This window comes from Labedella populi (assembly GCF_004078655.1).
In the GTDB taxonomy this organism is placed as follows: domain Bacteria; phylum Actinomycetota; class Actinomycetes; order Actinomycetales; family Microbacteriaceae; genus Labedella; species Labedella populi.
This window is the reverse complement of record NZ_RZNC01000006.1, coordinates 1-20655: the sequence shown is the minus strand read 5'-3', so window position 1 is coordinate 20655 and position 20655 is coordinate 1. Positions and strand designations below refer to the sequence as shown.

Sequence of the window (20655 nt, the reverse complement as noted above, 5' to 3'; positions counted from 1 at the left end):
CTGCGCAAGCCCTGCCGGATTCACTATCGTGACCGCCATCAGGGCGGCGATGAAAGCAACAGCAAGACGTTTCACGTGATCCCCATCCCTCAATGAGCAAACAATCACACTGTGTCAGCAGCCGAAGAACGCCGCTTGCCCCACTCCGAGGCACGACGCCGCAGCGGTCCGGGTCCTCACTCCGACCGAGTGCAAGGTCGGTGATCCGACCGACCTAGGCTGACCTGCGGAGGTGCACATGAGCGCACGGAGGAACAGCGGCGGACCGACGGCCGAGATCTCGAGGGGGTCGCGCACGCGGCGGAGGATCGGGCGGATCGCGCTCGGCTCGTTCCTCGCCTTCGCGGGCAGCAGTCACCTCACGTTCGCGCGGGAGGAGTTCACGGCGCAGGTGCCCGACTTCGTGCCGCTGCCGAAGGACGTGACGGTTCTCGCCTCCGGTGTCGTCGAGGTCGCGCTCGGTGCGGCCCTCCTGGCCGTGAAGCGCAAGCGACCGCTCGTCGGCTGGATCGTCGCGGCATTCTTCGTCGCGATCTTCCCCGGCAACATCGCCCAGTACGTCAACAAGGTCGACGGCTTCGGACTCGACACGGACGCGGCCCGGCTCGCCCGGTTGCCGTTCCAGCCCTTGCTCATCCTCTGGGCGCTGTGGTCGACGGGAGCCTGGCGCTGGTTCCGCGCCCGCCGCTGAAGCAGGACTCAGTCCTCGACGGGCGGGACGTCCGTCCAGGTGGCGCGTTCCGCGGCCGTCGGCGACACCGGAACGCGACCGGCACCGTCGGGCTTCGGGATCGCCCCGAGCAGCGCGCGCGTGTAGGGGTGGCGCGGCGCCGCCCAGATCGCGGCCGTGTCGCCGGACTCCATGACGCGACCGCCGTACATCACGAGCGTCCGGTCGGCGATCCGCTGCACGACCGCGAGGTCATGGGAGATGAAGAGCATTCCGGCGCCGAGCTCGGAGACGAGGTCGCGCATGAGCGCGGCGACGCTCGTCTGCGTCGACGCGTCGAGAGCCGAGATGGGCTCGTCCGCGACGAGGAGGTGCGGCCGCGCGGCGAGCGCCCGAGCGATCGCGATGCGCTGCTTCTGACCGCCCGAGAACTGATGGGGGAAGCGCGAGACTGCCGCGGTGTCGAGGCCGACGCGCTCGAACCACTCCTCCGGGCGCGAGCCCTCGAGGCCTCGCGCTCGCGCCGCGGTGATGCCGTCCGACACCTGATCGCCGACGCGGCGGCGGGGGTTGAGCGACGTCGACGGGTCCTGGAACACCATCTGGATCGCGGTGAGTTCGCGCGCGCGCCGACGGATCCCGAGCGCCGTGACCGCGCCGCCGTCGAAACGCACCTCGCCCTCGGCCGGGCGGTCGATGCCTGCGACGGCGCGCGCGACGCTCGACTTGCCGCTGCCGCTCTCGCCCACGAGGGCGACGGTCTCGCCCGCGGAGATGCGGAGGGAGACGCCGTCGACGGCGACGACGGGCGGCGAGCCCGGGTAGCGCACCACGAGGTCGTGGGCGTCGAGGACGATCCGGTCGCTCATGCGCCGCCTCCTTCGAAACGTGATCCGGGAAGCGCGGCGAGCAGTCCGCGAGTGTACTCGTGCTGCGGCGACGCGAAGAGCGTCTCACGATCGGCGGCCTCGACGACGCGACCGTCGCGCATGACGGCGACGTCGTCGGCGACGGCGCTCATGACACCGAGGTCGTGAGTGACGAGGAGCACGGCGAGGTTCCGTTCCGTCGCGAGGTCGCGGACGAGCTGCAGGATCCCGGCCTGAACGGTCACGTCGAGGGCCGTCGTGGGCTCGTCGGCGAGGAGGACGTCGGGATCGCACGCGAGCGCGATCGCGATCGCGATCCGCTGGCGCTGACCTCCCGAGAACTGGTGGGGGTAGCGGCCGAGCGCGTCCGACGCGCTCGGCACGTTGACGCGCTCGAGCAGCTCGGCGGCGCGGTCGCGCGCGGCCGCCCGGCCGAGCCCCAGGTGCGTGCGGATGTGGTCCGTGAGCTGGTGGCCGACGGTGAGCTGCGGGTGCAGGGAGGACGAGGGGTCCTGGAACACCATCGCGATACGGCGGCCACGAATGCGGTTGAGTTCGCGACGACGCAAGCCGAGGATCTCGGTGTCGCCGAGGCGGATCGAGCCGCCCGTGCGTGCGTTCCGGGGCAGGAGCCCCAGCACGGCGAGCGACGTGAGCGTCTTGCCGGACCCGGACTCGCCCGCGAGGCCCTGGATGCGGCCGGGGTGAAGCTCGAGGGAGACGCCCTTCACGAGCGGGCGTCCGATGTCGACGGTGAGGTCATCGATCGTGAGGATGTCGCTCATGCCGCCGCCCCCGTCGCCGATGCGGCCCGGTCGGCCTGGTTCTCGTGCGCCACCTCGCCGGTGGGGTCGAGGATGTCGCGGAGCGCGTCACCGAGGAAGTTGAAGGCCGCAACGACCGTGAGAATCGCGAGTCCCGGGAAGACGCCGAGCCACCACGCGTCGAAGTTCTGGATCGCCCACGAGATCATCGATCCCCACTCCGCGGTGGGCGGCTGGGCCCCGAGGCCGAGGAACGACAGCCCGGACAGCAGCAGGATGGCCGCGCCGATGTCGAGGGTCGCGAGCACGAGCATCGGCCCGACGATGTTCGGGAGAATGTCGACGGTCAGGCTCGTGAGCGGCGAGCGACCGAGCAGGCGACCCGCGATGACGTAGTTCTGACCACGCAGTCCGAGCACGAGACTGCGGGTGACACGGGCGTACTGCGGCCAGGAGACGACGATCGCCGCGATGACCGCGTTGAAGAGCGACGGCCCGAGGGACGCCGCGATGACCATCGCGAGGATGACCGTCGGGAAGGCCATCACGAGGTCCGTGATGCGCATGAGCGTCTCGTCGACCCAACGGCCGAAATAGCCGGCGACGGCACCGACGACGGTGCCGATGACCATGGCGGCGACGACGAGCATGAGGGCGAGTGGGATCGTCACGGTCGCGCCCGTCATGAGCCGCGAGAAGATGTCGCGACCGGTGCCGTCGGTGCCGAGCAGTGTGTCGACACCCGGCTCCTGGAGTCGCGGCAGGACCTGCGCGTTCGGCTCGAACGGCACCCACCAGGACGCTGTGAAGGCGACGATCACCCAGGCGATCGCGATGACGGCGCCCACGATCCCGAGCGGGGAACGCCATGCGCGCGGCCAGCGCAGCCGCGTGCGCCGGCCCGCGGAGGCGAGCGCGTCGGTTCGGTTATCGGTGCTCATGCGAGCCTCACCCTCGGGTCGAGGACACCGTAGAGCAGGTCGACGACGAAGTTGATGACGAGGTAGATGACCCCGACGACGAGGCCGACGCCCATGATGCCGGGGAGGTCGAGGTTCGAGGCCGAGTTGTACGCGTACGTCCCGAGCCCCGGCCACGAGAAGACCGACTCGACGAGCACCGTGCCCGAGAGGAGCGCGCCGAATGCGACACCGACGACGGTGAGGATCGGCAGCGAGGCGCCCCGGAGCACGTAGTCGAGGACGACGCGCGCTCCGCTCAATCCCTTCGCGCGGGCGGCGCGGACGTAATCGCTCGCGAGCACCTCGAGGACCGAGGTGCGGATGAAGCGCGTCAGCAGGCCGATCGTCACGAGGGACAGGACGAGGACGGGGAGTGCGAGGTGGGCGGCCGCGTCGAGGAAGCCGACGCCGTCCCCGTTCAGCAGGTAGTCGATCGTGTAGAAGCCCGTGACGCGCGGCGGCGGGGTGATCGAGGGTGAGATCCGGCCAGAGCCGGGCGCGATCCGCAATTGCAGGAAGAAGATGTAGAAGCTCACGAGGGCGAGCCAGAACGTCGGGACGCTCAAGCCCACAAGGGTCACGACCCGTACGACCTGGTCGGTGACGAGCCCGCGGCGGTACGCCGCGAGTGTCCCGAGCACGATGCTCACGGCGAGGCTCACGACGATCGCGGCGATCGCGATCTCGACGGTCGCGGGTACGGCGGTCGCGAGGTCGGTCGTGACGGCGCGACCCGTGACGAGGGAGGTCCCGAGGTCACCGCGCAGGAGGTTCCCCATGTAGAGGAGGTACTGCACGACGAACGGCTGGTCGAGCCCGCGGGAGCGGATGAAGGCCTCGCGCGTCTCCGGGTTCTGAGCGGCGCCCTCACCGAGAGCCGCCGAGACCGGGTCGCCCGGTACGAGGTTCGTCAGCGTGAAGGTGACGATCGTGACGCCGACGAGCAGGAGGACCGACGTGCCGGCGCGGCGGACGAGGTACCGGGCGAGGGGAGACCTCGCCCGGTACCTCCGAGCGCCGGCGCGAGCGGGCGCCGGGCTCGTGGTTCCCGTGGTCACGCCGCTCAGCCGGCGGGAGTGATCTCGGCGATGTCGACGTCCCACACCGAGTTGTAGACGGCGCCGGTCACGCTGTCGGCCGTCGCGATGTTACGGCCGGGCACGATGAGCGGGACGAACGGACCCGACTCCTGCATCGCCTCGGCGAAGGCCGTGAAGTCCTCCGTGCGCTCGTCGACGTCCGTCGCGCTCGCTGCGGCGGCCGCGAGGTCCGCGATCTCCGGGTTGGCGGAGGCGTCCCAGCCGGCGCGCAGGCCGACCTTGAGTCCCGGCGCGAAGGGGAGGAAGTTCGCGGAGTCCGCGTAGTCCGGGCCCCAGAACCAGAGGCCGAAGCCCTCGGTGCCGCCGACGTACGCGTCGAGCTCGGTGGCGAACGGTGCCGGCGCGAGTTCGACGTTGAGGCCGATCTCGGCGAGCTGCGCCTGGATGCGCTCAGCGAGAGGGGTGAACTCCACACCGCCGACGGGGTAGTCGTTCGGGAACTGCAAGCGGAGGGTCTGGCCGTCGTAGCCGGACGCCTCGAGAGCGGCCGTCGCGCGGTCGAGGTCCTGAGTGACGCCTTCCTCGAGCGCGCCCTCGAAGCCCGTGGGGATGACGCCCGTCGCCTGGGTCGCGCCCGCACCGGCCAGCTCGAGGAGCGCGTCGTAGTCCAGCGCGTAGCGCACCGCCTCGGAGAGGTCGACGTTCGCGAGCTCCCCGGCCACGTCGGGCGACTGGTTGAGGAGGAGGAAGATCGTCTGGCCGGAGGGGACCGAGTCGACGGTGAAGCCGTCGTCGAGGCCCTCGACCTGGTCACCGTTGAGGTCCATGGCGACCATCGTGTCGCCGCCCTGCAGGTTGATGAGCTGGGTCGCGCTCTCGGTGACGTTGCGGATGACGACGCGGTCGTACGCGGGCTCCTCGTCACCCGTGTACTCGGGGTTCTTCGTGAGGACGACCTGCGACGTGAGGTCGAGCGTGTCGAGGATGAACGGACCGGAACCGGCGGATTCGCCGTCGAGGTAGCTCTGCGCCGAGTCGGAGCCGTCGGTCGCGCCGCCGTTCTCCTCGACGACGTCCGCGTTCACGATGCCGAGCGCGGGGTTCGCGAGGATCGCGGGGAGCTGGAGGAGCGGGGTCTCGCTCGTGATCGACACGGTGCTGTCGTCGATCTTCTCGACGGTGAGGCCGGTGAGGAGGAAGTTCGGCTTCGCCTCGACCATGCCCTGGATGCGCTGGAGGGAGAACACGACGTCGTCGGCGGTGATCTCGCTGCCGTCGGAGAACGTGCGGCCGTCCTCGAGCGTGAAGGTGAACTCGGTCGCGTCGTCGTTCTGCTCCCACGAGGCGAGGCCGGGGACGGGCGTCGTGACGTCGGAGCCCTCGAAGTCGACGAGGGTCTCGTAGAGGGCCTTCGCGACCATGTTGCCGGTCGGGTCGTAGGTGTGGCCGGGGTCGGTCGTCTCGATCGAGAACGCGGTGTCGATGACGAGCGAGCCGCCGCTCTGCTCCGCGTCGTCGGTGTTCGCGGAGTTGCCTCCGGAGCAGCCGGCGAGGAGGAAGAGTGCAGCGGTGCCGAGGGCGATGGGTGCGAGACGGCGCGGAGCGTGCATGGGGACTCCAGGAGAAGAGGGGGTGACAGATCGGGAACTGGCCTTGTCCTGCTGTGGACGACCGTGATCAGATTGGCACGGACGGCGACGATCTGTCCAGCCATTCCATCCGTGCTCAGCACGCAGCAGAGCCGCAACTCCGATCGGAGATCAGAATGTCCAGCAAGTCAACGGAAGTCGGCGCGTCGGCTGGACGAAATGCGGCACTCGACGAGGTGAGCTACAAGATTCTCACAGTGCTGCGCGACAACGGCCGCATCTCGATCGCCGCGCTCGCGGATCTCGTCGGCATCTCGCGGGCGAGCGCCTACACGCGCGTCGAATCGCTCGTGCGCGACGGCGTCATCACGGGATTCTCCGCTCGTGTCGACCCGGCCAAGGCGGGGCTGTCGATCTGCGCGCTCGTCTTCGTGACGGTGCACCCGCAGTCGTGGGAACCCTTCCGTGAGAAGGTCGTCGCGATGCCCGACGTGGAGTACTGCGTGATCACGACGGGTGAGCACGACGCGATGGTGCTCATCCGCGCGACGGATGTCGGCGGTGTGCATGCTTTCGCGACGGGTGTCATCGCGATGCTGCCGGAGGTGCGAACGGTCGTGAGCGTCGTCGTGCTCGACGAGGTCGTCCGGAAGCCCTTCGTCCTCCCGACGGACATCCCGGAGCGGCCTGAGACGTCGCGCCTCGGCATGACCCGCTGGACGCCCGCCGCCGAGGGCCGCGACACGATGGCCGCGCGAGGCTGACGGCCGCTGAGCCCGTCGCCGTTCAGGCCGCGGGGGCCTCGACGCACACGCTCAGCTGCGGGGCTCCGTGCATCTCGTAGTGCTCGACGAGGCGGAGCATCCCGTCGTCCGTGAGCTCGATCTCGCTCTCCCCGTCGCCCGTGACGACGCTTCCGTCCGACGCGAGCACGTGCACGAACGAGACCCAGATCGTGTCGTCCGTCCGGGTGCCCACGAAGCGGCCGATCGTCACGGTGTCGCCGGTGTAGTCACCCCAGATCATTCCGTCGGCCTCGAAGTAGCGGAACACGCTCGGGGCATCCGGGTCGACCACGGAGGTCGTCGACGAGACCATCGTGAAGACGCGGCCGTCGAGGGAGGGGAGAGTCGAAGTCACGCCCCGATCCTGCCAGACGTGGCGACCTCGTCCGTTCACGAGGAGAAGCGCAGCGTGATCGTGCGCGACTCCGGCCGCAGATACTCCGTCGGCCAGACGTCGGGTCCGCACGCTCGTGTCCCGAGGCCGTGTTGGGCCGCGTCGATCGTCAGGTACGTCGCCGTCGGCGGCGGCAACTCGTGCGGGTGCCGCGCGGCTGCGATCTCCTGAGGTGTGTGGCGCCGCACAGTGAATCCGGGCAGCCGACCGGCGGAATCCGCTTCGGCATCGACGCGCAACCACACGCCATCCGCTCGCGAGAGCTCGAGACTGCGGAGCTCGGAACGGTGGCCGCTCTCCTGCGGCCGCGCGTACGGGACGACGAGGTCGTCGACCGGGGACGAGAAGACACCGACACGAGCGGCCCGGAGGCTGTCCGGGTAGTTCTCGAGCGGACCTGTGCCGAACCAGGTCGCGTCCGAGACGTCGAGCGGCAGGGCGAATCGCACGCCGATGCGAGGCCAGACGCCCTCCCATCCACGTGACGGAGTGATGCGCACCCGCAGACGAGGGCCTGTCGCGTCGAGCCGCCACTCCGTCTCCTGCCACACGCTCTCGGCGCCCTCCGGGGCGCTCCAGCGTTCGAGGGAGCGCACGCCTGCGAGCTCGCCGTCGTCGTCGACGCGGTACTCGAGCCGCTCACGCCGGGGACGCAGGAGGTCGAGGCGCGCGGCCAGCCAGTACTGTTCCGAGGACGGCGCCGGTGTCCCGAGTCCCCGATCCGAGCGGGGGTCCGCGAGGTCGAGCGACCCTCCGTGCGCACCGTGGTCGTTGTCCGTCGGCGCCCGGAAGAGCTCGAGTCGCGGTCCGCTCATCAGCTGTCCCGCGATCGATTCCAGGGCGCCGTCGATGCCGAACGCGACTCCACCGCGCCCCGAGCCGCCCGACAGTGCGCCGGACACCCACCCAGCGGCATCCCCGGGTGTCCGGGCGCGACCGGAGCGCTGCCGCGCAGCCCGCGCGCGCATCCACTCGACGGGCGTCGCCGGATCGTCGAGCGGAGCGAACGGCGCGTGCGGTTCGATCGGCTGGGTCTCCTCCACGAGGAACTGCGACCGCGCGATGACGTGTCCGGCGGGCGCCCATGCGGCGTCATCGAGGAGGACCGCCTCGACGGTCAGCCACACCTCGGCCTCGCCGATGGATGCGACGAGGTCGGGACCAGGCAGCACGGCGCTCGAACCGGCGGGCACCACGTCGCCGCCGCGCTCGGCCGGCCGCAGGACCCCCGCTCCGAGCTCGACGCCGTCGCGCTCGAGACGCCACACGATGTCGAGGTCGCGCGTGTCCGCGGCGAAGCGGTCATTGGTGACCTCGATCGACCCGTCGGAGAGGCGTCGGAAGCGGATCGGCTGCTCGACGGCCGCGAACTCGGCGAGCCCGGGAGACGGGGTGTCGTCGCTCAGGACGAGGCCGTCCATGACGAAGTTGCCGTCGTGCACCTCCTCGCCGAAGTCGCCGCCGTACGCGAAGAACTCGGTCCCCTCGGGCGTGCGCGTCCGCAACCCGTGGTCGCGCCACTCCCACACGAAGCCACCGTGGAGGCGCGGGTACAACTCGGTCAGTGCGCGGTACCGGTCGAGCAGCGCGGGTCCGTTGCCCATCGCGTGGGCGTACTCGCAGTGCAGGAACGGCTTCGAGCGCTGCCGAGACGACTCCGACGCGGTGCAACCGAGGAGGAGGGCCGTCGAGTCGTCACGGCCGATCGACTCCGTCTCGGGGAGGGACGGATACATGCGCGAGTACACGTCGGTGTACTGGCCTGTGTAGTCGCCCTCGTAGTGCACGGGGCGCGAGGGATCGCGGTCGTGCACCCAATCGGCCATCGCCGCGAGGTTCGCGCCGGTGCCCGACTCGTTACCGAGCGACCAGATGATGACGCTCGGGTGGTTCTTGTCACGCTCGACGGTGCGGCGGATGCGGTCGAGGTAGGCGTCGCGCCAGCGCGGGTCGTCGCTCGGGTTCTGCACCCAGCCGTGTGCCTCGAAGCCGTGGGTCTCGAGGTCGCACTCGTCGATGACCCAGAAGCCGAGCTCGTCGGCGAGGTCGAGCACGCGCGGGTGCGGCGGGTAGTGGCTCGTCCGGATCGCGTTGACGTTGTGCCGTTTCATGAGGGCCATGTCGGCGCGGGCGTGCTCCTCGTCGAAGACGCGGCCGCGGTCGGGGTGGGTCTCGTGCCGGTTGACGCCCGAAAAACGGACCTTCCGCCCGTTGACGAGCAGCCGGTCGCCGACGATCCGCACCGTCCGGAACCCCGCGCGGAGCGTGAGGCGCTCGCCCGCCGACTCGACGTGCACGTCGTACAGCGTCGGTCGGTCGGGCGACCAGGGCTGCACGCCGGGGACGTCGATCGGGGTGATCTCCGCGGCCGAATCCCAGATCTCGATGAGCCCGAGCTCGGGGACACGGACGGTGACGGGGAAGGCGTCGGCCGCCGCATCGACGTCGATCGCCAGGGTGCCGGCGCTCGTGTGCTCGTCGAAGTCCGCGGAGAGTGTCACGTCGTCGATGCCGCCGACGGGGCGGGCGAGGAGGGTCACGTCGCGGAAGATGCCCGGCAGCCACCACTGGTCCTGGTCCTCGAGGTAGCTCGCGGCCGACCACTGGTGCACGCGCACCGCGATCGTGTTCTCACCGGGGCGGAGCACCTCGGTCACGTCGAACTCCTGCACGAGCCGACTGCCCGTGCCCGTGCCGATGTCCTCGCCGTTGAGCCAGACGCGATAGGCCGACTCGACGCCGTCGAAGCGCAGCAGCACACGCTCGGTCCCGTCGAAGCCGCGCGGGAGGTCGAACGAGCGCCGATAGTCGCTCGTCGGGTTCGCGTCGGGCACGTGCGGCGGATCGACCGGGAACGGATACTGCACGTTCGTGTAGATGGGCGAGCCGTACCGCCCGTCACCCTGCAGCACCCAGTGAGAGGGCACGGGGATTTCGTCCCAGTCGGCGTCATCGAGCGCGGGGGATCCGACCTCGTCTGCGCCCTCGCCCTCCGGGAGGACCCCGATGCCGCCGAGGGCGCCCGGTGCCCCCGCGAGCAGCCGGAACCTCCAGGAGCCGTTCAACGACAGGCGCGGTGCGTCCGATTCGAGGAACGAGCGCGGCGGCGTCCGCCGGCCCGACCCGGGGGAGAACGAGGTGAGGTGGTCGACATCGATGGTGGTCACGCTTTGACGGATCCTTCGGTGAGGCCGCCCCGCCAGAACCGTTGCAGAACGACCATGGCGATGGCGAGCGGAATGATGGACAGGAGCACGCCTCCCGTCGTGAGCTCGTAGAACTCGGGGAGGCGGTCGACCTGGCTGCGCCAGTTGTTGAGGCCCAGCGTGATGGGGAACAGGTCGGAGTCGGAGAGCATCACGAGTGGAAGGAAGTAGTTGTTCCAGATGCCGACGAGCTGGAAGAGGAACACCGTCACGAGCGCGGGTGTCATGATCCGGAGGCCGAGGGTGTGGAAGATGCGCAACTCGCTCGCCCCGTCGATGCGGCCCGCCTCGATGAGCGACGTGTCGACGGTCGCATTCGCGTAGATGCGGCAGAGGAACAGACCGAACGGCGAGACGAGCGACGGCAGCAGGACACTCCAGTACGTGTTCGCGAGGCCCAACTGGCTGAAGAGCAGGAAGAGCGGCAGGGCCGTCGCGGTGCCCGGGACGAGGACGCCGCCGAGCACGAGACCGAAGATGGTGTCCCGTCCGCGGAAGTCGTACTTGGCGAGCGCGTACCCTCCCGCCGCCGCGAAGTACGTCGCGAGCAGGGCGCCGACCCCGGCGTAGAGCACCGAGTTCGCGAACCAGCGGAGGAAGACCCCACCGTCGTACGAGAGCACGCGGCCGAGGTTCTCCCACAAGGCGAAGGTCGGGGCGAACCAGAAGCCGTTCGTCGCGAAGAGGTCCTCGGTCGTCTTCGTCGCCGCGACGATCACCCAGTACGCCGGCACGAGGAAGTAGACGGCGACGAGAGCGAGGACGACGGTCACGATGATCGTCTTCGCGGGGGAGCGGCCCGCCGAGCGGTCGGAGTCGTCTCCGCGCGATCTCCGTCGTGCGGCTCGAGCGGAGTCGGAGGCGGTCGTGAGAGAACGGGTGTCGTTGGCGGTGGGATGCGCGGTCGCGGTCATGACGACCTCCGGTTCGTGAGGCGCAGGAAGACGAAGGAGAGGAGGAACGCCACAAGGGCGATGAGCACCGACTGGGCGGCGGCGACGTTGTAGTCGTTGTACGCGAAGGCCGTCGTATAGGCGCTGAGGTTCGGGGTGTACTGCGAGTCGATCGCGGGCGCGACGTCCTGCAGCACTTGCGGCTCGGCGAACAGCTGCAGCGTCCCGATGATCGAGAACACCGTCGTCAGCACGAGCGCCGGTCGGATGAGCGGGAGCTGGATGCTGCGCGCGACCCGCCACGAACTCGCGCCGTCGACCCGTGCCGCCTCGTAGAGCTCGGTCGGGATCGACTTCAACTGGGCGATGATGATCATCATGTTGTAGCCCGTGTAGGTCCACGTCACGATGTTCGCGATCGACCAGAGCACCGTCGACGGACCCAGGAAGTCGAGCGGCAGACCGACGGCGCTCGCCATGTCGATGATCGGGCTGAGACCCGGGACGTAGAGGAACGACCACAGGATCGTCGCGATGACACCCGGGATGCCGTACGGGAGGAAGTAGGCCGCGCGGAAGAAGCCGGGCCATCGCGCCGAGGCCGACTCGAGCAGGAGCGCGAGGATCGTGCACAACACGATCATCACGGGCACCTGCACGATTCCGAAGAGGAACATGCGCCAGATCGAGGCGACGAAGTTCCCGTCGGCGAGGGCCTGCGCGTAGTTCTGGAACCACGCGAACCCCGTCACGACGCCCGCCTCGCCGAAGAGGCCGGAGCGCGTCACCCGTGTGAAGCTCGACCCGATCGCCACGATGATCGGCAGGATGAAGGTGAGCAGGAACAGGGCGAGGAACGGTGAGATGAGGATCCATGGCGCCGCTCCGCCCGAGCCGGCGCGGCCCCGACGGCGGCGCACGGACGCCGGTGCGCCCGCTGTCGTGATGTTCTCCGTCGCCGTCATGAGTCCGCCTTCCGGATCGTGAGGCCCTTGTTGCGGAACGCCGTCATGATCTGCTGCTCGGCCGTCGCGACGGAGTCGACGAGGCTGACGCCCGCGGCCTTTCGGCGGAAGCCGTCCGACAGGATGTTGAAGGACTGCTGCGTGATCGGCCACCACGACCAGTCGGTGTTCTGCTGGCGCGTCGCGGGTTCGAAGACCTCCGTGTTGTAGGCCTGCCCGCCGAAGAAGTCGGAGCCGGCACCCTCGCGCACGGATCCGATCTCGTCCTTCGCGGGCGACCACCCGATGCCGCTGTTCGTGATCATCGCGTCGATGCCCTCTTGCGTGGTCGTCATCCACACGGAGAATTCGAGAGCCTCCCGTGGGTGCTTCGAGTTCGCGAGGATCGCGGCGGTGGAACCGCCGAGGAAGCTCGAGCCGAAGCTGTTCTCGAGCGACCAGCGTTGCATGGGTGCGACGCGCCACTTGCCCTCACCGCCGCTGATGCCCTCGATGAGGGCATCGCCCCAGCTCGCGCTCGTGCACGCCGCGATCTTCCCGTCGGCCGCCGCGGCGAACCATCCGGGGGAGTACGGGGCGTTCGCGGTGTCGACGAGGTCCTCGTCGATCGCCGCGTCGAAGAAACGGGCGACCTCGAGGGTCGCCTCGTCCGTCATATTGATGACCCAGCCGTCCTCCTCCGTCGAGAGCCAGCGGGCGCCGGCCTGAGTGGCGAAGGCGGTGAAGGTCGACGCGTCGGCCACGGGGAAGCTCTCGAGGTAGACGCCTCCGGCTGCTCGGAGCTCACGGGCGACGTCCGCCCACTCGTCCCATGTCGCGGGCGCTTGTGCACCCACCGTCTCGAGGAGCTCTGGCTGGTAGTAGAAGCCCATCGGTCCCGAGTCCTGCGGGATCGCGAAGACGCTGCCCTGGAAGGTGACCTGGTTCCAGAGGGTCTCGTCGTAGAGCTCGGCGTACTCGTCGGCGCCGTAGCGCGAGAGGTCGACGAGGCCGTTCACGAGCAGGAACTCGGGAACCGTGCGCATCTCGACCTGGGCGATGTCGGGACCGCCCCCGGCCGCGAGGGCCGAGTACATCTTCTGGTAGCCCCCGTCGTTGCCGCCCGGGATCCAGACGACGTCGACCTGGATGTCCGGATTCTGGGCGTTCCAGACGTCCGCGACCTTCTGGGCGTCTTTGAGCCACGCCCAGTAGGTCAATCGGACGGTCTCGCCGGGAGGAGCGGCCCCGATCGTGGGGGCCGTGTTGACGGTCGTCGTGCCGGGCGTCGCGCATCCGGAGAGGAATGCCGCGGCGCCCGCGCTGAGCCCGAGGCTCAGCGCTTGGCGTCGAGTGAGTTGTCTCATCTGCCTTCTTCACTTCATCGTGGTGTGGGCTGACGCACCGGGTGCGCCGGAGTGCGCTCACGCTAACACAGAATTCGAGTACTCACTCGAAATTCATCTGCGTTACGCTGGCGGCCTGACGCCGCTCGCGCGTGCGTCCTTCGACCGCCACGGAACCCGAAACCGAGAGGCCGGTGACGTCATGAGCGCACCCGACGGCAGTGCCGTCCGAACGCCCGCCCCCGGTGCCGGGGTGAGACGCCGCGGGCCGTACGCGAAGTCCGCGGAGCGGCGACGCGCGATCATCGACGCGGCCTTCGATGTGTTTGCGAGCCGTGGCTACCGGGCGGGATCCTTCCGCGAGGTCGCGGAACGCGTGGGCATGAGTCAGACGAGCCTGCTGCACTACTTCCCGTCGAAGGAGGCGTTGCTCGTGGCCGTGCTCGCGCGACGCGACGACGTCGAGCCGGAGCCCGATCCCGACGAGGTCGCTCGGCGCGCCGGCGAGGGCGCCCGGGGTCGCGCGGCGCGCTTCGCCCTCTCGATCGAGGCGCAAGCCGAAGCCAACGTCGGTATCCCGGGCGTCATCGAGTTGTACGCGGTGCTCTCCGGAGAGGCGGTGACGGCCGATCACCCGGGTCGGGAGTACTTCGTCGAGCGGTTCGAGAACCTGCGGCGGGACTACGTCGAGGAGCTCACCGCGCTGCGCGAACTCGGCGTCCTGCGCGACGGAGTCGACCCGGTACGTGCCGCGGCGTCGATCGTGGCGCTCTGGGACGGCATCCAGCTCCAGTGGCTCTTCGACCGCGACGCCGTCGACATGGCCGCGGCCCTCCGCGACTACCTCTCCCTCATCCTCCGCCTCCCCTCCCCCTCCTGAACACTTCCTATGTGCTCGAAAATTCGTGCACATAGGAAGTGTTCAGGGGGGAGAGGGGGTGGGGGTGGGGTTACTGGGGTTCGGGGCGCTTCTGCTTCGCGGGCCAAGCGGGCTCGTGCTCGCCGTTCCAGACCGAGATGACGCCCCACGCGACGGCGGCGATCGGCACGGACAGGACCGCGCCGACGATGCCGCCGAGGATCGTTCCCGCGGTCAACGCGACGAGGATGACGAGCGGGTGCAGCTTGAGCGAGCGTCCCATCAGGATCGGCTGCAGGAAGTTGCCCTCGAGCTGGTTGACGCCGACGACGGCGACGAGCACCCACACGGCCGTGATGGGGTCGTTCGCGACGAGGGCGACCAGGACCGCGAGCGCTCCCGCGAGCGTCGCTCCGACGAGTGGGATGAACGCGAGCACGAAGACGATGACCGCGAGGGGCAGCGCGAGCGGCACCTGCAGGGCGAAGAGCACGATGCCGATGCCGATCGCGTCGACGGCCGCGACCGCCGCCGTGCCGCGGACGTACCCGCCGAGCGTGTCGACGGCCTTGTCACCGATGCGGCGCGCCCGCGCGTACTGCTGCCCCTCGAACGGACGCAGCATGAACTCCCAGATGCCTGGCCCGTCCTTCAGGAAGTAGAAGAGCACGACGACCATGAAGAAGAGGCCGACGAGGAAGTTGCTCGCCGCACCGACGCCGGCGAGCGCTCCGCTGCCGAACTGGCTGCTCGTCAGGAAATCGACGGCACTGTCCCGGAAGCCGGAGATCTGCTCCTCGCTGATGTCGAACGGAAGGGTGAGGAACCAGTCGTACAGCTGGTCGATGCCTTGAGCTGCGGAGTCGACGAGCTCGTCGAGCTGATTCCGCACCGCCACATAGATGAGATACCCGACGCCGCCCAGGACGACGACGATCGCGAGCAACGAGATCCAGGTCGCGAGTGCCGAGGGCACGCCCTTCCGCCTCATCCAGTGCATGAACGGGTGGAAGGCGGCCGCGAGGATGAGGGCGATCGACAGGGGGATGAAGACGAGCGTCAATTGCGTGATCACGTAGACGACGCCGATGACGACGATGAGGATCGCGATGAGCTGCAGGCTCCGTGTACCGAGCCGACCGAAGCCGTCGCTCCACAGGGCGGAGGCGGGCCGCTTCACCCCCGGTTTGGCGCTCTCGTCCGGTGCGGCGGTCTTCCTCGTGTGATCGAACCAACCCATGACGTGCTCCTCGTGTGTGTGCGGCGTTCCGTTCCCAGTCTGGTCGAACGTCGGCCGGTTGGCGCGAATCCCGACGACCTTGTCAATCGGGGTCGATCGTGTCTCGTGGTCGAGTGCTCGCTCGGACCGCCGGTTCGTGTCGAGGCATCGAGTCGTTCGCGGCCGGGCCTTCGAGTGCGGCCGGGGTGGATTCGGGGGTGGTCTTGACCTCGCGTCGGGGTCGCGCATGAGTCGCTCGCGAGGTGCCGCCAGTAGCTTGCTGAGAGTGTCCTGATCGCGTGCTCACTGCATCCGCGTGCCGGTACTCCGACCTTGCCGCCTGCCCCGAGGGAAAAATCCGTGCCGATCACAGTCCCCCGCCGACTTCGCCGAGCCAGCCGAGACGGGCGATCGAGCGTCGAGCGCCGTGTTTTGCCGTACGTGGCGCTCGTGGCGCTCGTGGCCGTCGTCAGCGGCCTCTTCACCGTCTTCGTGACGGCCACTCCCGCTGAAGCGCGCTACGCCTCCGGCGGCTCGGGAGTGCATCGCGGCAGTGTCGACTGGTTCGAGTGGGGAGCGGCGGGAACGGCGATCGCGAACGGCGCTTCCCGCACGAACACACGGACGATCGATGGGCAGACCCTCGCGACCACCTGCACCATCACCGGACTCACCGGGCAGATCCGCGCCACCCGGCCGGGAAGCTTCCAGGGCGACGGGCTTGACGACCTTTACAACATCGGGGGAACGGGGACGAACAATCAGCTCGTCTCGGGAATCGCGAACGCCGTCGCCGGGACGGCCCCGACGTTCACGTTCAGCTGCGCCGTCACCCTCGACGGTGTGCCGGTGCCACTGCAGGGGCTCGTGATGGCGGATGCGGAGACGAGCACCGTCGAGAGTGGCAGCAACGAGTTCGTCCAGGCCCGTCCCCTCCAGGCGGCCACGTGGCGCATCATCGACCGCTACCGGGCACCGGCCACCTGCACCACGAGCACGCAGGCCATCCTGAACGCTAACGGCACGCTCCGGCTCACGCCGAACGGGCCGTGGTGCTCCGGGGGTGCCGGTCCGATGGCCGTCGCGTTCATGGAGGGCGCGACGAGCGCGGCCGTGACCCTTCAGGGCGGCGGCGTCTCGGCCATCGCGCTCGGCGTCGTCCTCGGCTCGGACTTCGGCGACGCGCCCGCGAGCTACGGCGCGGCCGGAGCCCTCATCGCTCCGGCCTGGACCGGTGGCACCGTGCCGGTCGGCACGACGGCCGTGTCCAACTCGACCTTCACGCTCGGCACGCAGGGCCAGCCGGCGCTTCGTCTCGGCGCGCGGACGACGTCGGAAGGCGCGCCCCTCTACAGCACGAACGCCTCGGGCGACGGTACGAGCGACGATGGCGTCGTCCCGACACCGATCACCGCCAACCCTGGGGGCCTTTACACCCTCCCGACAACGTCGTGCACGGGCACCGGATACGTGGCGGGCTGGATCGACTGGAATGGCAACGGCCGGTTCGACACCGGAGAGCGCTCCGGCGTCGTTCCGTGCGCGAATGGAGCCGCCGCACTCTCGTGGAGCGTTCCCGCGGACGCCGTCCCGTCCAACGGCACCTTCCTGCGACTGCGTATCGCAGCGGACGCCGCGAGCGCCGGTCAGGCCACGGGCCTCATGACTTCCGGTGAGGTCGAGGACTACCAGGTCACGCTCGACGTGCCCACGGCCGGTCCCCTCGTGGACTGCACGACCGACGGTGACATCTTCAACACGGGCTACAACGCCGCGACGGGCGGAATCCTCCCCGACAACGCGAAGGACGCCAACTGGGATGTCATCGGCCCGTTCGGAACGGGTGCGTACCCGGTGCAGATGCCCCCGGCCGGTCAGACGTGGGCGTCGGCCAACGTCGGCAACATCGTGCCCACCGCGTGGGCTGCGAGCCCCTACGGCAACGCCCAATGGATCTCGCAGCAGACCATCACGAATCCCACCAGTCCAACGGGTGACTGGTACTACCGCTACGCCTTCGTCCTCGACCCCGACGTGTCACCGGAGTCCCTCCAACTCGACCTGAGCTTCTACGCCGACAACAACGTCGCGGAGGTCTTCGTCAACGGTGTCCCACAGAGCGGCAAGACCACCGGCCTGCCGCAGGCGCCAGCCGGAACCAACCAGTACCTGTACGCCGGATTCCAGCTCGGGAACGGAGCGGAGACGAGCCTCCGCGACGACTGGAAGGCGGGTGCCAACGAGATCGTCGTGCAACTCAAGAGCGGCCAGCCGATGGAAGGCTTCCTCGCCCAGTTCCGGCCGAGCGCGATCTGCCCGCTCCCCGCCCTCGACATCGAGAAGACCTCAACGGCGACGAGCGATTCCCGTTCCGGTGACACCGTGACCTACAGCGTCACGGCGACCAACACGGGTGACGGGGACTTCACGGAGTCCGCCCCCGCATACCTCGCCGACAACCTCGCGGGTGTGCTCGACGACGCCGCCTACAACGGTGACGCGACCGCGGCGGTCGGCGGCTCTGCGGCCGGTGAGCTGACGTATACCGAACCGACGATCGCGTGGACGGGTCCCCTCGCATCGGGCGAGGCCGTGACGATCACGTACACCGTGACTCTCCGCGACCGCGACGGCGACGGCGAGATGCGCAACGTCGCCTGGGCCCCGTCGTCGCCCCCGGGCGAGCAGCCGGCCCCGCCCGCGTGTGGTCCGCCCACCGCGGAGGGCGTCGATCCGGTGACGGGCGAACCGTGTGCCGTCGTCGAGGTCGAGCTTCCGGCCCTCTCGATCGGCAAGAGTTCGACCCCGAGCGAGCTGCCCGCCGTCGGCGAGACCCTCGCCTACACCGTTCGGGTCACGAATGCGGGACCGGGCGACTACAGTGCGGCCGCTCCCGCGTCCTTCTCCGACGACCTCTCGGAGGTCCTCGACGACGCGACGTTCGAGGTGGACTCGATCACCGCGACGATCGACGGTGAAGCGATCACCGGGCCGACATACTCCGCGCCGATGCTGTCCTGGAGCGGGTCACTCGCCGCGGGCCAGACCGCCGTCTTCACCTATACCGTGACCTACACGGGCGCGGGCGACAGCATGCTGACCAACTCGGCGTGCGTGCCGGACTCCGAGGCGATCGGGGCCTCGTGCGATTCGGTCATGGTCCCCGGAGCGAGTTTGACGCAGCGGAAGGTCGCCGTCCCGTCGTCCTCGCCGCTCGCCGCCGGCTCGACGATCGCCTACACGCTGTCCTTCGACAACGACGGTGAGGCAGCCGCGGACGTCGACACCTTCGACGACCTCACCGCCGTGCTCGACGACGCGGACGTGATGGGCGCGATCTCCGCCAGCGCCGGACTCACCGCCGCGCGCGACGGGAACCGGATCGTCATCACGGGCTCCGTCCCCGCCGGCGCGATCGGCACCGTCACGTACACCGTGACGGTCCGACCCGACGGCGAGCGGGGAGACAACCGTGCGCTCAACGTCCTCGGCCGGGACGTCCCCGAGGAGCTCGAGTGCGTCCCCGCGGATCCCGACGCGCCCGATTGCACGGTCAACGAGATCCCGCAGCTGAGCTACACGAAGTCCGTCGTGGCCTCCGCCGAGCCGATCGTGCCCGGCACGACACTCGAGTACACGATCACCGTCACCAACTCGGGGGCGGCGACCGGCACCGTCTCGCGCTCCGACAACCTCACGGGAGTCCTCGACGACGCGACTCTCACGACGGCTCCCGCGGTCACCGGTGACGGGGCCGTCGTCGCCTCGCCCGTGGTCGATGGCATCTTCTCCCTCTCGGGCACGCTCGGTGCCGGTGGCGCGGCGACGGTGACCTACGCTGTCACGGTCAACGAGGAGGATGCGCGCGGGGACAATCGGGCGGCGAACTTCCTCGTGAGCGACCGCTCCGAGGAGCCTCCGACCGAGTGTGCTCCCGGCAGCACCGACTGCACGGTGACGGACCTCCCGCGCGTGACCTCGTCGAAGTCGGTCGACCCCGCGTCCGGCACGTCCGTCGATGCCGGTGACGTGCTCACCTACACGCTCACGTTCACGAACGACGGCCTGGCGGTCGGCCCGGTGGACTTCACGGACTATCTCGCCCGCGTCCTCGATGACGCGGCCGTGACCGTGTCGCCGGTGTCCTCCGATGACGCACTGTCTCCGGTGCTCGGTACGGATTCACTCGTCGTGACGGGCTCGCTCGCGGTCGGTCAGACGGTGACGGTCACCTATGCGGTGACCGTGTCACCCGATGGTTCGCGGGGTGACAACCACCTCGGCAACTTCCTCCGGGAGACGGACGACGTTCCGCCGACCGTCGACGAGGAGTGCGCGTCGGATGATCCGAACTGCACGAGCAGTCGGAGTCTCCGGTGGCCGAGGGCACGGTGCTCACGTACACGCTGCACTTCGAGAACATCGGGCAGGGTGCGGGCACGGTGAACGAGGTCGACGACCTCACACATGTGCTCGATGACGCGGATGTCACGACGGAGCCGAGCTCGGGTGTGCTCACCGTCGTGCGTGATGGTGCACGGATCGCGGTGACGGGTTCGCTCGACGCGGGTGCGTCGACGACGATCACGTATTCGGCGACGGTCCGGGCGGACGGTGAGCGTGGCGATGACGTCGCGGCGAACTTCCTGTTGAAGCCGGTGGACGGGGAGGTTCCGCCGGTTCCGGAGGAGCCGGTGTGTCAGCCGACGGACGCGGAGCGTCCGGACTGCACGCTCACGCCGATCGGGCGGCTTCTCGTCTCGAAGGCCGTCGAGGCATCGAGCGATCCGATCGTTCCGGGCACGACGCTGACGTACACGATCACGTTCGACAACCAGGGCCGGGGCCCGGTTTCCGTGGACAAGTCGGACAACCTCACGGGTGTGCTCGACGACGCGACGCTCACGACGAACCCCGCGGCCTCCGACGACGCGCTCTCGGTGAGCGACGTGGAGCAGGGCGTCTTCACCGTCACGGGCGAGCTCGCCGCGGGACAGGTCGAGACGGTGACCTACACGGTGACGGTCGGCGACGAGGACGAGCGCGGCGACGACCGGGCGACGAACTTCCTCGTCGACGACCCGTCGCTGCCGCCGCCCGCGACGTGCGAGCCGG

General features: G+C 69.3%; 16 protein-coding genes. 5 read left to right on the top strand and 11 right to left on the bottom strand.

The features are described 5' to 3' along the window. The first annotated feature begins 238 nt into the window (after positions 1-238). Positions 239-691 (top strand): DoxX family protein, encoded by a 453-nt coding sequence (locus ELQ92_RS14060; protein WP_243695051.1) that lies wholly within the window; start codon positions 239-241, stop codon positions 689-691. 8 nt (positions 692-699) lie between these two features. On the opposite strand, the gene ELQ92_RS14055 is transcribed toward ELQ92_RS14060, so the two are convergent. The 5 genes from ELQ92_RS14055 to ELQ92_RS14035 are packed head-to-tail and all read right to left on the bottom strand — an operon-like array spanning position 700 to position 5915. Further along, entirely contained in the window at positions 700-1539 is an 840-nt protein-coding gene (locus tag ELQ92_RS14055; protein WP_128499965.1) for an ABC transporter ATP-binding protein, read from the bottom strand. Then, positions 1536-2324 carry an ABC transporter ATP-binding protein gene (locus tag ELQ92_RS14050; protein ID WP_128499964.1) on the bottom strand — a complete coding sequence of 263 codons (789 nt, stop codon included), beginning with the start codon at positions 2322-2324 and terminating at the stop codon, positions 1536-1538. The genes ELQ92_RS14055 and ELQ92_RS14050 overlap by 4 nt, the downstream gene beginning before the upstream one ends. Then, positions 2321-3244, bottom strand: a complete 924-nt coding sequence (locus ELQ92_RS14045; protein WP_128499963.1) for an ABC transporter permease — start codon at positions 3242-3244, stop codon at positions 2321-2323. Before ELQ92_RS14045 ends, ELQ92_RS14050 begins: the two co-directional genes overlap by 4 nt. Further along, entirely contained in the window at positions 3241-4323 is a 1083-nt protein-coding gene (locus ELQ92_RS14040; protein WP_128499962.1) for an ABC transporter permease, read from the bottom strand. Before ELQ92_RS14040 ends, ELQ92_RS14045 begins: the two co-directional genes overlap by 4 nt. A gap of 5 nt (positions 4324-4328) precedes the next feature. After that, complete coding sequence (locus ELQ92_RS14035) at positions 4329-5915, bottom strand: ABC transporter substrate-binding protein (protein WP_128499961.1); 1587 nt, start codon at positions 5913-5915, stop codon at positions 4329-4331. A 155-nt stretch (positions 5916-6070) separates the two neighbouring features. Here ELQ92_RS14035 and ELQ92_RS14030 point away from each other — a divergent pair, with 155 nt between their 5' ends. Then, positions 6071-6658 carry an Lrp/AsnC family transcriptional regulator gene (locus tag ELQ92_RS14030; protein WP_128499960.1) on the top strand — a complete coding sequence of 196 codons (588 nt, stop codon included), beginning with the start codon at positions 6071-6073 and terminating at the stop codon, positions 6656-6658. Positions 6659-6680: 22 nt separating this feature from the next. Here the strand turns inward: ELQ92_RS14030 and ELQ92_RS14025 are convergent, their stop codons facing one another. The 5 genes from ELQ92_RS14025 to ELQ92_RS14005 are packed head-to-tail and all read right to left on the bottom strand — an operon-like array spanning position 6681 to position 13483. Further along, on the bottom strand, positions 6681-7034 hold the full coding sequence (locus ELQ92_RS14025; protein ID WP_243695050.1) for an avidin-fold protein: 354 nt from the start codon (positions 7032-7034) through the stop codon (positions 6681-6683). Positions 7035-7069: 35 nt separating this feature from the next. Continuing rightward, the gene (locus ELQ92_RS14020; RefSeq protein WP_243695049.1) at positions 7070-10240 is read right to left on the bottom strand and encodes a glycoside hydrolase family 2 TIM barrel-domain containing protein; all 3171 of its coding nucleotides are present in this window, start codon (positions 10238-10240) and stop codon (positions 7070-7072) included. Further along, positions 10237-11193, bottom strand: coding sequence for a carbohydrate ABC transporter permease (locus ELQ92_RS14015; RefSeq protein WP_128499959.1), 957 nt, complete (start codon positions 11191-11193; stop codon positions 10237-10239). The genes ELQ92_RS14020 and ELQ92_RS14015 overlap by 4 nt, the downstream gene beginning before the upstream one ends. Next, entirely contained in the window at positions 11190-12137 is a 948-nt protein-coding gene (locus ELQ92_RS14010) for a carbohydrate ABC transporter permease (protein ID WP_128499958.1), read from the bottom strand. The genes ELQ92_RS14015 and ELQ92_RS14010 overlap by 4 nt, the downstream gene beginning before the upstream one ends. Next, positions 12134-13483, bottom strand: a complete 1350-nt coding sequence (locus tag ELQ92_RS14005) for an ABC transporter substrate-binding protein (protein ID WP_128499957.1) — start codon at positions 13481-13483, stop codon at positions 12134-12136. Before ELQ92_RS14005 ends, ELQ92_RS14010 begins: the two co-directional genes overlap by 4 nt. Before the next feature lie 181 nt (positions 13484-13664). Here ELQ92_RS14005 and ELQ92_RS14000 point away from each other — a divergent pair, with 181 nt between their 5' ends. Continuing rightward, positions 13665-14342: a TetR/AcrR family transcriptional regulator gene (locus ELQ92_RS14000; RefSeq protein ID WP_128499956.1), complete on the top strand. Its 678-nt coding sequence runs from the start codon at positions 13665-13667 to the stop codon at positions 14340-14342. A gap of 70 nt (positions 14343-14412) precedes the next feature. On the opposite strand, the gene ELQ92_RS13995 is transcribed toward ELQ92_RS14000, so the two are convergent. Then, a complete protein-coding gene (locus tag ELQ92_RS13995) occupies positions 14413-15561 on the bottom strand; it encodes an AI-2E family transporter (RefSeq protein ID WP_128499955.1) in 1149 nt (382 codons plus the stop codon). Between the two features lie 339 nt (positions 15562-15900). Here ELQ92_RS13995 and ELQ92_RS13990 point away from each other — a divergent pair, with 339 nt between their 5' ends. Then, on the top strand, positions 15901-19986 hold the full coding sequence (locus ELQ92_RS13990) for a CshA/CshB family fibrillar adhesin-related protein (protein ID WP_128499954.1): 4086 nt from the start codon (positions 15901-15903) through the stop codon (positions 19984-19986). Further along, positions 19917-20655, top strand: a 739-nt coding sequence (locus ELQ92_RS13985) for a DUF7927 domain-containing protein (RefSeq protein WP_128499953.1), incomplete at its 3' end; no start/stop codon positions are given. The genes ELQ92_RS13990 and ELQ92_RS13985, both read left to right, overlap by 70 nt.